The organism is Citrobacter sp. MGH106 (genome assembly GCF_001037495.1).
In the GTDB taxonomy this organism is placed as follows: Bacteria; Pseudomonadota; Gammaproteobacteria; order Enterobacterales; family Enterobacteriaceae; genus Citrobacter; species Citrobacter murliniae.
Window position 1 is genome coordinate 2,190,677 of the sequence record NZ_KQ089822.1, and the last position, 14,273, is coordinate 2,204,949.

Below are 14,273 nucleotides of genomic sequence, written 5' to 3' on the forward strand. Positions count from 1 at the left end.
AAACAGTCAGCACAAGCGTCACAGACTGTATGATTTAAGAGAAACATCCGTATGTTGTAACTAATCAGGCAGTACGAAAAACCCGGCCAGGGCCGGGTTATTGGATCAGCAAATTAGCAAAGCGGTTTTACGGCTTCACGCATGCCTTTCACCAGAATCGTATCCAGATCGGCAGAAACCTGTTCCACCAGCCCGGGAACCTGCGTCAGGTCCTGTTCCCAGTGATCTTTTACAGCCAGAACGGATTTTACCAGCTCTGCGGTGCTGATCTGTCGGTCATGATGCTGAGCCCACAGCTGCTGAAAACGCTCAATCCAATGTGCATCATCCTGAACCGGGTAAGACTCACCGTTACGCTCCCCACGATAAAAAGCAATCAACGCCGCCAGAGCGAACGTCAGGCGCGCCGGCAGTTTGCCGCTGGCCTGCTGCCCTGCCAGCAACTGCGGTAGAATACGGGTGCGGAATTTGGTCATACCGTTCAGCGCAATAGACAGCAACTGATGCTTGATGTAAGGATTACAGAAACGCCCCGTTACTGCACTGGCGAACGAAGCCAATTCATCACGTGGCAAATCCAGTACCGGAATAATCTCTTCATAGATAGCTTTTTCGACGAAAGCGCACACCTCGGCATCATTCATCGCTTCACCCACTGTATCCAGGCCAGCCTGGAAGGCCACCGGAACCAGAGCGGTGTGCGCACCGTTCAGAATTGCGACTTTACGCTCTTTATACGGCTTGATGTCATCCACAATCAGCACATTTAGCGGATATTTATCCAGACGCAGTTCAGACGCTAATGTCTTCGGCCCCTGAATAACAAACAGGTAAAAGTGTTCTGCAGTATCAAGGAAGGCATCGTGATAACCCAGCTCCGCTTCAAGCTTCGCGACTTCATCACGCGGATAACCGGTCACAATACGGTCCACCAGCGTGGAACAAAATGCGTTTGCCTGATCCAGCCATTGCACAAACGTTTCTGGCAATTCCCATTCCTGAGCGTAACGCAGCACCAAATCACGCAGCGCATCGCCATTGTAATCAATCAGCTCGCAAGGAATGATGATCCAGCCTTTATCCAGCGCCCCATCGAAATGGGTGTAGCGCTCGAAAAGCAGACGGGTCAGTTTTGCCGGGTAGCTCACCGCCGGTGCATCGTCGAATTTGTCACCCGCATGGTAACTAATACCGGCTTCAGTTGTGTTGGAGAAAACAAAGCGCATATCAGGATTATGCGCCAGCTTCAGGAACTCATCGTATTCGCTATAGACGCTGATCTCACGGTTAACTGAGCGAATTAAACGCGCCTCGCTAACGGGCTCTCCTTTTTCATTCAGACCGCGAATGATTGTGGTATAGAGACCATCCTGTGTGCTCAGTGAAGGCGGAAATGTACTTTCGATAGGACGAACAATGACCACACCGGAATTCAGATCGGTATGCTCATTCAGCAGATCAACTTGCCAGTCAACAAAGGCGCGCAGGAAGTTTCCTTCACCAAACTGAATAATACGTTCAGGATAGTGAGCACCGGGAAAATCGCGACGATTTAGTGTTTGCACAATGGGTTCCCTTTTTGATTAGTCATACAACCTGATTGAATTGGTCCAATAGGTTAGCAAACTTTAATACATTGAAACCCTGTTTTGATCAATCCCCGGCGACAAATTAGAGAGTTTTATAGAAAAGTGTGGTCCCGGTCAGCGCCCCATCAGGCATTTGTGCATAGTCAGGTATGACCCCTACTTTTTGCCAACCGCAATTGTGGTAGAACAACTCAGCGCCACTGCCCGTAGCTGTATCGAGTACCAGCAGCGATTTATGTTGTTGACGTGCGCAGTCCTCAAGCGCATTCATCAATTCCCTGGCAACACCGCTACGTCGCGCTGACGGATGTACCAGTAATTTGGCGACATCGGCACGATGAGGCTGGTTTTCAGGTTGATCGATAATGAGTTGAACTGTACCAACCAGCGTTCCCTGCGAATTTTCGCTAACAAGAACGATTCTTTCTCCACGGGTAACGCTTTGCGCAACGCTGGCCCAGAAAGGCAGCGATTTATCACGATTAAAGGGGTAAACAAAACTCACGGATGCGCCGTCATTCACGCACAGCTCAAGGATATCGCCAAGCTCATTGATTCTCTTCAGAATCTGATCCGCGCTCAGCATAAAACAGGGTTTACAGGTAACCATTTATGCTCCTTAGATAGACTCCTTCATACTGCGTTTAACATCTGCACAACACAAGGAGTCGTATCATAGGATTAAGTTATCTATGGCTGGTTCATCTGGATCACTAACCAGTGATAAATTACCGTGACAACGTAACGTTGCTGCTCTGCGCTTAGCGGTTGTCCCTGGGGAATATCATGCCATTTTGCCAGACACCCGCGACAGCAAGTTGCCGTGGCATGTTGGGCGATAAACACCGGGTGTCCACGCATCGGTGTTTGCTTGCCATCATTAACGGGATATGCCGGTGCCAGTCGTTTAGCAATAAAGTCTGCAGCATGTTGTTCAATAACCGGCGCACCTTTATCTCTGCAGTACTGCCTTTCTTTCTCACCAAGGCGAAACCGTGAACGAAATGTCGACTTCGCCAGTCGGGAAAAAAGTGGATCAAGCGAAATCATCAGTAAACTGAGCGCCCCAGTTGTTGGGTTAACTGTTCCAGTACTGCGATCCCTGCCAGTGAATTTCCTGCGGGATCCAGTTCCGGACTCCAGACTGCAATCGCCATCTCATGCGGCACAATCGCTACAATTCCACCGCCGACGCCGGATTTCGCCGGAAGTCCGACCCGCCACGCAAATTCACCTGCGTTCTGATACATACCACTGGTCGCCATCAGTGCATTAATCTGCCGGGCCTGCAGTGGCGTGACCACCGGCTCATTAAGATGAAAGGCATGACCCTGATTGGCCAAAAACACGAAGGTACGCGCCAGCTCCACACAACTCATCTTAAGCGCGCAGTAGTGGAAGTAATTTTGCAGAACAGTAGTGACATCATGGTGAAAATTACCAAAGGATTTCATGAGCCAGGCAATCGCTGCATTGCGGGCCGAATGCTCAAACTCCGAGCGGGCGACCGTCGCATCATAGGCAATATCCGAAACGCCACTAAGCGCCCGAACGACTTCAAGCATGCGCTGGCGCGGTGCGCTTAGACGGCCTTGCAGCATATCGCAGACCACCAGTGCTCCGGCGTTGATGAAGGGATTGCGTGGTATCCCCTGTTCCATTTCAAGCTGAACCAGAGAATTAAACGGATGTCCTGAGGGATCCTTGCCTACACGCTGCCAGATCTCCTCTTCCTGATAATGACGCATCGCCACGACAAGGCTGAGCACCTTCGAAATTGACTGAATTGAAAAACGCTCCTGCGCATCGCCCGCCTGATAGTGCTGACCATCAACGGTACAAATGGCAATGCCCAGTTTTGAACCATCGACGGAAGCTAATGCGGGGATGTAATCAGCGACTTTACCCTGACCAATCAGCGGGCGAACCTGCTGCACAATGGTCTCTAAAATTGAATTGTCCATGGCCCTGGCCACAACATGCTCCTTGCTCGCAGGTCTGAAAGGCCTGCGAGTATAACAGAGCTGAATACACAGCGTCAGACCGGAAGACGGAATCTGGCAACGGCCTGCATTAACTGATGGGATTCATTATGCAGTTGCAGGGACGATTCAGATGCAGCATTCACCAGTTCACTGGTTTGCATGGCAGCACGGTTAAGCGACTGCAACTGGTTGGTCAACCGATGAATACTGCTCCCCTGATTGAGGGTCGCACCTGAAATATCATTCAGTAAATCCCCCAGGTTTTCCACTAATGAGATAACCTGATGTAAATTCTCATCCAGCACGTTAACCGCATTGAACCCCTCTTCAATCCCCAGTAAGGAATGATGAATCAACGCCTGAATATTCTGCGTAGACTGGCTACTTTTTTGCGCCAACAATCCAACCTCTTTTGCAACTACCGCAAACCCGCGCCCTTGCTCCCCGGCGTGCGCCGCTTCAATGGCCGCATTTAACGCCAGAATTTTCGTCTGAAAAGCGATAGTGTCGATAAGCGTTATAATTCCACGCATTTCTGATGACCGGGCCACAATAGCCTGCATTGACTGGTTTACCGTTGCCATCATGCGATCGCCACCAGCAGCGATATCCCGAGCCTGCACAGCACGCTGATTAGCCAGTTGGGCAAAACCACTGTTATCTTCCACATGCGTTTCCAGAAACGAAATATGCGAAGTGACGGAATTCAGTTCCTCACTTTGTTTTGCCGACTGCTGATACAACTGCTTATTACTTTGCGCAAGTTGGCTGATATTCCCCACCATTGATGTTGTGGCATCATTAACTTGCTGCACCAACACACGCAATCCCTGCTGCATTGCATCAATTCGTGAGCTTAGCTGTGAAACCTCACGATTAAACTGGCTCACAACTGGCGTCGGCCGGGAAAGATCGCCCGCCGCCAGAATATCAATATGATCTATTAGCTGCCGTAAAGGAGTGATAACCCAGCGGGACATTCCCCACCAGACCTGAATCGCAATGACTACCAGCACGACAGGGATAAATAAAAAAAGATGCTGCAACCCTTCGAGACTGGTCAAAAGTTGCTGCCGCCCGGCTTCAACTCGCCGTCCGCCATCTTTCTGAAAGCGTGCATAGTTTTCGTTAAAATCCGTCTGAAACGCCTGAGCAGGAACGGCAAAAAACGCATCAATAGAATTGGTTTGCATCAGTCCATCCGCCTGTTCCTGAATTCCGCTATAAAAGCGCTGATAACTCGTCATCAGTTCAGGATCCTGATGAGGGTTCATGCTGATCCAGGAATCCCAGGCATTTTTTGACTGCGTCAGTGCGCGATACGCCTCCTCCATTAGCGGGCGCCAACTCCCCTCCGAGCCAGTAGCGGCGTCCTGCATAAAATAGACCCCGGCACGGTTAAGCAAATCGCTGGCGGACAATAGCGCAACCCTCGCCTCATCGACCTTCGCCTGCTGCAAAAGCGCTAATTGATTACGTTGCTCATTATGTTGAGCATCAGTGACAGAATCGGAAAGCATTAACGAAGTCGCCACCTGCAAAACAGAGAACAGCGTAATAATGCAGAAAATACCGGTTAACAGACCAAACTGACGGGAAACAAGGCGACGAAAAATTTGCATTAAGTTCATAATACTCTTCTGTATCAAAGCGTTAAACGCGAGTGTACGCAGAGTAAATGACAGAAACATGGCAGAAATAAGACAGGTGCCCCCTTAGAGGCACCAGTAAGATCAGATACGGTTTTTCCAGACGGTCTGCACATTACAAAACTCATGCAGACCAAAATGCGAAAGCTCGCGACCAAAGCCACTTTTCTTCACGCCACCAAAAGCGACGCGTGCATCACTCGCACTAAAGCCATTGATAAACACACCGCCACACTCCAGACGTGAGGCCATTTCCTGAGCCAGCGCCTCATCAGCGGTGAAAAGTGTTGCCGACAAACCAAAATCACTGTCATTGGCGAGCGCTAACGCATGCTCAGCATTTTTCGCCACGGTGATCGCCGCGACCGGACCAAACAACTCCTGACGGAAAGCCGTCATTTCAGGGGTCACATCGCCCAGTACCGTCACAGCATAATAGTTACCCTTGCCGGCAATTTTTTCCCCACCCAGTAGCAATCGTGCCCCTTGCGCCAGCGAGGCTTCTACCTGCTGATGCAGTTCATCACGCAGATCAAAACGAGCCATCGGTCCGAGTTCATTCTCTTCATTCAACGGAGAACCCATCTTTAACGCACTGGCAGCTGCCACAAAACGTTCAGTAAATTCTGCCGCAATCCCTTCTTCAACGATAAAGCGCTTTGCCGCAGCACAAACCTGTCCGGTATTCTGATAACGCCCTGCTACAGCGGCCTTAACAGCCAGATCCAGATCGGCATCATTGAGGACAATAAACGGATCGGAACCGCCAAGCTCCAGCACGCATTTCTTGAGCGCCGCTCCGGCCTGAGCGCCTATCGCCGCGCCAGCACGCACACTGCCGGTCACCGTTACCGCCGCAATACGTGGGTCATTGATCATTTGGCTGACCCCGGCATTATCTGCATTAACCCAGTTATAGACGCCAACAGGTATTGCGGCATCAGCAAACACCTGCGCGATTATCTCCGCACATCCGGTCACGTTAGGCGCATGCTTTAACAAATAGCCATTCCCGGCCAGCAAAACTGGCACTGCACCACGCATGACCTGCCAGAGTGGGAAGTTCCACGGCATTACCGCCAGAATTGTGCCCAAAGGGCGATACTCAATCACCGCCTGCTGATTCTCAACCAGCGTTGGTTCCGGTTTAAGCATCGCCGGACCATGTTCTGCATACCAGTCGCATAAGGCGGCGGACTTCGCAACTTCAGCACGAGCCTGTCTGAGTGGCTTGCCCATTTCATGCGAAATGCACTGAGCCATTTCTTCTGCACGCAGGCGAAGTGCCTGTCCGACATTACGTAGCATCTGCGCCCGATACGCAACGGTCGTAAGTTTCCATTCATTGAATCCACGTGCTGCAAGGTCTAGTGCATGTGCAATCTCATCAGCACTGGCCCACGGCATCGCCGTTAATATTTCGCCATTGGAGGGATCGACGGAAATAGCATGTGTTGCTGCTGTGATGGTCATAGGTCTTACTCTCTTTATCGCAGGATATGGTTATATCATGAGCGTATTTACTCTTTATGAAAAATGAATAATATTAACCACACCATTCACGAATAGAGAAAAACAATGGATCTGACGCAACTGGAAATGTTCAATGCTGTTGCAGAGACCGGCAGCATTACGCAGGCGGCCGCAAAGGTACACCGTGTGCCATCCAATCTCACTACGCGTATTCGCCAGCTTGAAGCCGATCTGGGCGTCGATCTGTTTATTCGTGAAAACCAGCGTCTCAGGCTTTCCCCCTCCGGGCATAACTTTCTACGCTACAGCCAGCGGATCCTGGCATTAGTGCAAGAAGCGAGAATGGTTGTCGCCGGGGATGAACCGCAAGGACTGTTCTCTCTCGGATCGCTTGAAAGTACAGCGGCGGTCCGCATCCCTGCAACACTGGCGGAATATAATCAACGCTACCCCAAAATCCAGTTTGCGCTGGCAACAGGCCCCTCAGGCACCATGCTGGACGGTGTACTGGAAGGTACGCTGAATGCCGCATTTGTTGACGGTCCGATTACTCACCCAGGGCTAGAAGGAATGCCGGTATACCGTGAGGAGATGATGATTGTTACCCCCCACGGACACGCCCCGATCCATCGGGCCAGCGACGTCAATGGTTGCAGTATTTACGCCTTTCGCGCTAATTGCTCATACCGCCGCCATTTTGAAAGCTGGTTTCATGCCGATCGCGCAATGCCTGGCACAATCCATGAAATGGAGTCGTATCATGGCATGCTCACCTGCGTCATCGCCGGAGCCGGAATTGCGCTAATACCGCGTTCAATGCTGGAAAGTATGCCGGGGCATCATCAGGTTAACGCCTGGCCGCTTAGTGAAAACTGGCGTTGGCTGAATACCTGGCTGGTCTGGCGTCGTGGGGGCATGACGCGGCAACTGGAGGCGTTCATTGAAGTACTGACCCCTCAACTCTCACAAAACTCAGATTAACCGACGTCAGTCAAATGGCGATGACAAGGAGCGATTCTCACTCCTCTTATCGTGTGAATCCGCCATAACTGCCGTCAGACTGGTCATATGTGCGATACCGAATAAGTGACAACGTCACTTATCATGGCTTTATGATTAGACCTCATCTCTTCTTCTGTTCGTATTACAACGTGACCAGCCTGTAACATACGGGAAAAAAACGAGATCTGAATCACGAAATGTTTGTATTTTAGCCAGTAAACGTTTTAAGATCATGGCCTCACCTTTTCGCAACTAACCCGACTAATTTATATGACAACAAACACTGTTTCCCGCAAGGTCGCGTGGCTACGGGTAGTTACGCTTGCAATTGCCGCTTTTATTTTTAATACCACTGAGTTCGTCCCCGTTGGTTTGCTGTCAGACATCGCGCAAAGTTTTGGTATGCAGACCGCTCAGGTCGGGATCATGTTGACAATCTATGCCTGGGTTGTCGCACTGATGTCGCTGCCTTTTATGCTGCTCATCAGCCAGGTCGAACGGCGCAAACTTCTTATTTGCCTTTTCATTCTGTTCATCGCCAGTCATGTGCTCTCTTTTCTGGCGTGGAATTTTACTGTGCTGGTTATTAGCCGTATTGGTATTGCTTTTGCGCACGCCATTTTCTGGTCAATTACCGCATCGCTGGCCATCCGGCTGGCACCTGCCGGTAAACGTGCGCAGGCTTTGAGCCTGATTGCCACCGGGACCGCACTGGCGATGGTGTTAGGTCTGCCGATCGGGCGTATCGTCGGTCAGTATTTTGGCTGGCGCACCACCTTCTTCGCTATCGGTATGGGCGCACTTGTTACCCTGGTCTGTCTGGTTAAACTGCTACCAAAACTGCCCAGCGAACATTCCGGTTCTTTAAAAAGTCTTCCACTGTTGTTCCGTCGTCCGGCACTGATGAGCCTCTATCTGTTGACGGTTATTGTAGTCACCGCGCACTACACCGCTTACAGCTATATAGAGCCTTTCGTTCAGACCGTCGCCGGACTAAGCGCAAACTTCGCTACCGTGCTACTGCTGATTCTGGGCGGGGCTGGCATTATCGGCAGCATTATCTTTGGCAAACTGGGGAATCAATACTCCTCCGCGCTGATAGGTAGTGCCATCGCATTGTTGACGGTGTGCCTGGTACTGTTGCTTCCTGCAGCCGACAGCGAAATGCACCTTGCCATACTGAGTATTTTCTGGGGTATTGCCATTATGGTGATAGGTCTGGGGATGCAGGTGAAAGTGCTGGCGCTGGCACCGGATGCCACCGATGTTGCCATGGCGCTGTTCTCCGGTATTTTTAATATTGGTATTGGCGCAGGAGCGCTGGTGGGAAATCAGGTGAGCCTGCACTGGTCAATGTCTACGATTGGCTACGTAGGTGCCCTACCTGCCGTTATTGCACTGATATGGGCGGTGATTATATTTCGCAAATGGCCAGTTACGCTGGAAGAACAGCCTCAGCAGTAGTGAAAACCAGGCCCGACAGGAATATCGGGCCTGTTGTTTAATGGTAGGTTTGAATAATTTCCAACACACCGTTAATAATAAACTGCACGCCCATACACACCAGCAAAAAGCCCATCAGACGGGAAATGGCCTCAATACCACCTTTCCCAACAAGGCGCATGATGCCGCCAGAACTGCGCAGACACCCCCAGAGAATAATCCCGACAACCGCGAATATAATCGGCGGTGCAATCATGATCACCCAGTCAGGAAATTCAGAACCGTGACGCACGGCAGAGGCCGAACTGATGATCATTGCAATTGTACCCGGCCCGGCAGTGCTTGGCATCGCCAGCGGGACAAATGCAATGTTGGCAGTTGGTTCATCCTCCAGTTCTTCTGACTTACTTCTCGCTTCCGGGGAGTCGTGCGCCTTCTGTTGCGGAAACAGCATTCTGAAGCCGATAAACGCAACGATTAACCCACCCGCAATACGTAATCCGGGAATCGAAATCCCGAAGGTATTCATTACCACCTGCCCGGCATAGTACGCCACCATCATGATGGCAAACACGTAGACAGACGCCATTAAAGACTGACGATTACGCTCCGCGCTGTTCATGTTGCCGGCAAGGCCAAGGAACAACGCCACGGTGGTTAACGGGTTTGCCAACGGTAACAGGACCACCAGCCCCAGTCCTATTGCTTTAAACAAGTCCATCATAAGATCATCTTTCCTGTGCGTTATTCGTCAACGGCAAGTATAAGGTGAAACACCAGGGATAAGCCATTTAAGCGATGTAAGGATTCATTTTGCGTCTTTACGCATAAGCCATAATTATCAGAATGTTAAAAATAAGCACACCGCAATCGACACCCACGACTTTAGCAAAACGTGGCATTCGCTGATCCATTCATTTGACTTATATTTGCCTAAGCAATAATATCAGCCGTGACTAACTACTTGCCAGGGCAACCATTGTGAAAAACACCAGTGATCTGTTCAACGAAATCATCCCACTGGGTCGTTTGATCTACATGGTTAATCAGAAAAAAGATCGTTTGTTAAACGACTATCTGTCACCGCTGGATATCACTGCATCGCAGTTTAAGGTGCTCTGCTCCATCCGATGCGCGGTGTGCATTACCCCTGTCGAATTGAAAAAAGTGCTGTCTGTCGACCTCGGCGCCTTAACGCGGATGCTCGACAGGCTGGCCTGTAAGGGCTGGATCGAAAGGCTTCCAAATCCACATGACAAGCGAGGCGTGCTGGTGAAACTCACCGAGCATGGCGCGGCAATTTGCGAGCAGTGTCATCAATTAGTAGGGCAAGACCTGCACCAGGAACTAACAAAAAACTTAACGGCGGACGAAGTAACAACGCTTGAGCATTTGCTTAAGAAAATCCTGCCGTAAACAGAAAGAGGTATGACGATGTCCAGACGCAATACTGACACAATCACTATTCATAGCATTTTGGACTGGATCGAAAATAACCTTGAATCGCCGCTCTCGCTGGAAAAAGTGTCTGAGCGTTCGGGTTACTCCAAATGGCACCTGCAACGGATGTTTAAAAAAGAGACTGGCCATTCATTAGGCCAATACATCCGCAGCCGTAAAATGACTGAAATAGCGCAAAAATTAAAAGAAAGTAACGAACCGATCCTTTACCTGGCGGAGCGTTACGGCTTTGAGTCCCAACAAACGCTGACCCGGACATTTAAAAACTATTTTGATGTCCCACCGCATAAATACCGTATGACCAATATGCACGGCGAATCCCGGTATTTGCATCCACTTAATCAATGTAATTGCTAATCGCCTGTAAAACGACGTAACCGAGGAAATCATGAAACTTCTGTCATCTGCAATGCTGGCCCTGCTGCTTGTTGTTTCGGGCCAGAGCATGGCGGAACAAACTGCGCAGCCTACGCTACAAAATAATCGTGACGCGATGATTATGCCCCCTGCGCAGGAACAGTCCCCATTCGATTTCAACCATATGGGGGCCGGAAGCGATAAGTCCGACGAATTGGGCGTGCCTTACTACAATATGCGCAGCCTGTAATTCGTTTTGCCCCGCCACCGCGGGGCTTTTTTTAGCCCCTCATCTGCACAATCTTGCGCAAACGAAAGCCGAACACGTTGATATACAGCCCCGCCATAATCAACAACGCGCCAATAAGCTGCAACCCGCTTAGCGTTTCATCAAGCAGCACAGCCGCGCTCGCCAGACCAACCACCGGAACCAGCAACGACAGCGGTGCGACACGCCAGGTCTCATAACGTCCCAGTAGCGATCCCCAAATCCCATAACCCACAATAGTCGCCACAAAGGCCAGATAGACCAGCGAGAGAATTGTCGTCATATCAATCGTGACGAGGCTGTGGACGATTTGATCAGCCCCATCAAGGATCAACGATGCCAGAAAGAACGGGATAACGGGAATCAACGCACTCCACACTACCAGCGACATCACGGCCGGACGCGAAGTATGCTGCATGATCTTCTTATTGAAAATATTACCGCAGGCCCAACTCAGCGCCGCCGCCAGCGTCAGCATAAAACCAAGCATTGCCACATGTTGTCCATTCAGGCTGGCTTCTATTAAAACCAGAACACCAAATACTGCCAGCGCGATCCCAACCAGTTGTTTACCCTGTAAACGCTCACCAAAGGCGAATGCCCCGAGCACAATAGTAAAAAAAGCCTGAGCCTGTAATACCAGCGACGCCAGTCCCGCGGGCATGCCAAATTTAATGGCGCTAAAGAGAAACGCAAACTGCCCAAAGCTGATGGTCAGGCCATAACCGAACAGCAATGAAAGTGGGATTTTGGGGCGCGCCACAAAGAAAATAGCCGGAAACGCCACCAGCAAGAAACGCAGCCCAGCCAACATCAACGGCGGCATATTGTGCAGACCAACCTTGATGACGACAAAATTCAGTCCCCACACGACGACGACCAGTAACGCCAACAACCCGTCTTTACGCGACATTCTACCGCCCCTGGAATTATTAAATTTTTGTAAACAAGTTAAAGTAACGGAAATCTTTGTACCGTAACAGATCATTAATTCAGGTAGGCCATACAGCGCATTTTCAGACAACTTATTGAGTGTACATCACACTTTTGACATGCTATTTCTTTCCGATATCTAAAAAAAACATAACAACATGCACTGTCGGGCAGGAAAATGAATACCACCTTGAGAAGGTCCACCCTCGCTTTACTCGCCTCATCTTTATTACTAACCATTGGACGCGGCGCCACACTGCCGTTTATGACTATCTACCTCAACCGTCAATACGGACTGAGCGTCGATCTGATTGGCTACGCCATGACGGTCGCACTGACAATAGGTGTCATTTTCAGTCTGGGGTTCGGTATTCTGGCAGATAAGTTCGATAAAAAACGTTATATGCTGCTGGCAATTACCGGCTTTGCATCCGGCTTTATTGCGATTCCTCTGGTACATAACGTGGTGGTGGTAGTTCTGCTTTTTGCACTGATCAACTGCGCTTACTCAGTCTTCGCCACGGTGCTGAAAGCCTGGTTTGCCGATAATCTCTCTGCCACCAATAAGACCAAAATTTTTTCGCTCAACTACACCGTACTTAACATTGGCTGGACGGTGGGTCCACCGCTCGGTACGTTGCTGGTGATGCAAAGTATTAATTTGCCCTTCTGGCTGGCGGCGCTTTGCTCAGCCTTTCCGCTGGTGTTTATCCAGACCTGGGTGAAGCGTTCAGAAACGACATCAGAAGGTGTGAATGCATCAGTATGGTCTCCGTCGGTTTTGCTGCGTGATAGAGCATTATGTTGGTTTACGCTGTCTGCTTTTCTGGCCTCATTTGTCGGCGGCGCATTTGCGTCCTGTATTTCTCAGTACGTTATGGTTGTCGCAGACGGTAATTTTGCCGAAAAAGTGGTCGCTGTCGTCCTACCCGTCAACGCAGCGATGGTAGTGACATTGCAATATGCCGTCGGGCGCCGACTCACTGCCGCCAATATTCGACCACTGATGGCCGGAGGGACACTCTTCTTCGTTCTGGGACTGGTCGGATTTATTTTCTCAGGCAACAGCTTGCTACTTTGGGGGATATCCGCAGCATTCTTCACAATTGGCGAGATTATTTACGCTCCCGGTGAATACATGCTCATCGACAACATTGCACCGGCGGGTATGAAAGCGAGTTATTTCTCCGCCCAGTCACTGGGTTGGCTTGGCGCAGCGGTAAACCCGTTAGTCAGTGGCGTTATTTTGACGACGTTGCCATCCTGGTCACTGTTTGTGGTGCTTATTATCGCCATCGTCCTTGCCTGGGCACTGATGCTAAAAGGGATGCGCGCCAAGCCCTGGGGTCAGCCAGCGGTCTGCTGATCATGCAGCTACAGAGCCCTGGCGGCTCTGTAGCCTCACTACTCAGATAGCCACCAGCCCACGCACCCCCTCTGCTTGCATATTTTCTCCCAATCCACTTTGAATAATACTTCCGCGCGACATCAACAAATATCGGTCGGCAAGTTGTTCGGCAAAGTCATAAAATTGTTCCACCAGCAAAATCGCCATATCACCACGATGTGCCAGTTGAGAGATAACCTGGCCAATTTCTTTAATGACTGAAGGCTGGATCCCCTCGGTCGGCTCATCGAGTATCAATAGCTGTGGACGACTCGCCAGTGCCCGACCAATCGCTAACTGTTGCTGTTGCCCGCCAGACAGATCGCCGCCCCGGCGGTGTTTCATCTCTTTCAGGACCGGAAAGAGCGCATAGATTTCATCCGGAACAGACTTTGCCTGATGCGCAGGAAACCGGGACAATCCGAGCAGCAGGTTCTCTTCCACCGTCAGACGAGGAAATATTTCCCTCCCTTGCGGTACATATGCCACGCCAGCCTGAACGCGCTGGTGCGGCTTTCGCTGCGTGATATTCTTCTCCTGCCAGATTACACTTCCGGTGCGGGTCGGAATGAGCCCCATCAGGCACTTCAGCAGCGTCGTTTTTCCAACACCATTACGCCCCAGCAGACATGTTACCTCGCCGATATGCGCTTCAAAGCTCACGCCGCGTAGAATATGACTACCGCCATAATATTGATTCAGTTCGTTCACCTGTAGCATCAGAAC

General features: G+C 50.5%; 15 protein-coding genes. 6 read left to right on the forward strand and 9 right to left on the reverse strand.

Annotated features, from left to right (window positions below; translation table 11 throughout):
• Window positions 1-113 precede the first annotated feature (113 nt).
• The 6 genes from SK36_RS10340 to sad all read right to left on the reverse strand — a co-directional run bounded on the left by SK36_RS10340 (window position 114) and on the right by sad (window position 6,696).
• A complete protein-coding gene (locus SK36_RS10340; RefSeq protein ID WP_048221473.1) occupies window positions 114-1,565 on the reverse strand; it encodes a tagaturonate reductase in 1,452 nt (483 codons plus the stop codon).
• 106 nt (window positions 1,566-1,671) lie between these two features.
• A complete protein-coding gene (locus tag SK36_RS10345) occupies window positions 1,672-2,199 on the reverse strand; it encodes a GNAT family N-acetyltransferase (RefSeq protein ID WP_048221474.1) in 528 nt (175 codons plus the stop codon).
• 80 nt (window positions 2,200-2,279) lie between these two features.
• Complete coding sequence (locus SK36_RS10350; protein ID WP_048221475.1) at window positions 2,280-2,639, reverse strand: DUF4186 domain-containing protein; 360 nt, start codon at window positions 2,637-2,639, stop codon at window positions 2,280-2,282.
• Complete coding sequence (gene glsB, locus SK36_RS10355; RefSeq protein ID WP_045442746.1) at window positions 2,639-3,565, reverse strand: glutaminase B; 927 nt, start codon at window positions 3,563-3,565, stop codon at window positions 2,639-2,641. The genes SK36_RS10350 and glsB overlap by 1 nt, the downstream gene beginning before the upstream one ends.
• A 62-nt stretch (window positions 3,566-3,627) precedes the next feature.
• A complete protein-coding gene (locus tag SK36_RS10360; RefSeq protein WP_048222688.1) occupies window positions 3,628-5,205 on the reverse strand; it encodes a methyl-accepting chemotaxis protein in 1,578 nt (525 codons plus the stop codon).
• A 102-nt stretch (window positions 5,206-5,307) separates the two neighbouring features.
• Window positions 5,308-6,696, reverse strand: a complete 1,389-nt coding sequence (gene sad, locus SK36_RS10365) for a succinate-semialdehyde dehydrogenase (protein ID WP_048221476.1) — start codon at window positions 6,694-6,696, stop codon at window positions 5,308-5,310.
• A gap of 105 nt (window positions 6,697-6,801) precedes the next feature.
• On the opposite strand from sad, the gene ptrR reads away from it, so the two are divergent.
• Window positions 6,802-7,677, forward strand: coding sequence for a putrescine utilization regulator PtrR (gene ptrR / locus SK36_RS10370; protein WP_048221477.1), 876 nt, complete (start codon window positions 6,802-6,804; stop codon window positions 7,675-7,677).
• Window positions 7,678-7,968: 291 nt separating this feature from the next.
• Complete coding sequence (locus SK36_RS10375) at window positions 7,969-9,162, forward strand: sugar transporter (protein ID WP_048221478.1); 1,194 nt, start codon at window positions 7,969-7,971, stop codon at window positions 9,160-9,162.
• Between the two features lie 37 nt (window positions 9,163-9,199).
• Here the strand turns inward: SK36_RS10375 and SK36_RS10380 are convergent, their stop codons facing one another.
• Window positions 9,200-9,865 (reverse strand): MarC family NAAT transporter, encoded by a 666-nt coding sequence (locus tag SK36_RS10380; protein WP_045442735.1) that lies wholly within the window; start codon window positions 9,863-9,865, stop codon window positions 9,200-9,202.
• 257 nt (window positions 9,866-10,122) lie between these two features.
• On the opposite strand from SK36_RS10380, the gene marR reads away from it, so the two are divergent.
• Genes marR through marB form a run of 3 tightly spaced genes read left to right on the forward strand, consistent with a single transcriptional unit; the run spans window position 10,123 to window position 11,209 of the window.
• Window positions 10,123-10,557, forward strand: coding sequence for a multiple antibiotic resistance transcriptional regulator MarR (marR, locus tag SK36_RS10385; protein WP_045442733.1), 435 nt, complete (start codon window positions 10,123-10,125; stop codon window positions 10,555-10,557).
• Window positions 10,558-10,575: 18 nt separating this feature from the next.
• Window positions 10,576-10,959 carry an MDR efflux pump AcrAB transcriptional activator MarA gene (gene marA, locus SK36_RS10390; protein ID WP_138140554.1) on the forward strand — a complete coding sequence of 128 codons (384 nt, stop codon included), beginning with the start codon at window positions 10,576-10,578 and terminating at the stop codon, window positions 10,957-10,959.
• A gap of 31 nt (window positions 10,960-10,990) precedes the next feature.
• Window positions 10,991-11,209 (forward strand): multiple antibiotic resistance protein MarB, encoded by a 219-nt coding sequence (gene marB, locus SK36_RS10395; RefSeq protein ID WP_045442728.1) that lies wholly within the window; start codon window positions 10,991-10,993, stop codon window positions 11,207-11,209.
• 31 nt (window positions 11,210-11,240) lie between these two features.
• On the opposite strand, the gene eamA is transcribed toward marB, so the two are convergent.
• Entirely contained in the window at window positions 11,241-12,140 is a 900-nt protein-coding gene (gene eamA / locus SK36_RS10400) for an O-acetylserine/cysteine exporter (protein WP_048221479.1), read from the reverse strand.
• A 198-nt stretch (window positions 12,141-12,338) separates the two neighbouring features.
• Between eamA and ydeE the strand changes: the two genes are divergently transcribed.
• Window positions 12,339-13,526: an efflux MFS transporter YdeE gene (gene ydeE / locus SK36_RS10405; RefSeq protein ID WP_045442723.1), complete on the forward strand. Its 1,188-nt coding sequence runs from the start codon at window positions 12,339-12,341 to the stop codon at window positions 13,524-13,526.
• 42 nt (window positions 13,527-13,568) lie between these two features.
• On the opposite strand, the gene urtE is transcribed toward ydeE, so the two are convergent.
• Window positions 13,569-14,267 (reverse strand): urea ABC transporter ATP-binding subunit UrtE, encoded by a 699-nt coding sequence (gene urtE / locus SK36_RS10410; RefSeq protein ID WP_045442720.1) that lies wholly within the window; start codon window positions 14,265-14,267, stop codon window positions 13,569-13,571.
• Between the last annotated feature and the right edge of the window lie 6 nt (window positions 14,268-14,273).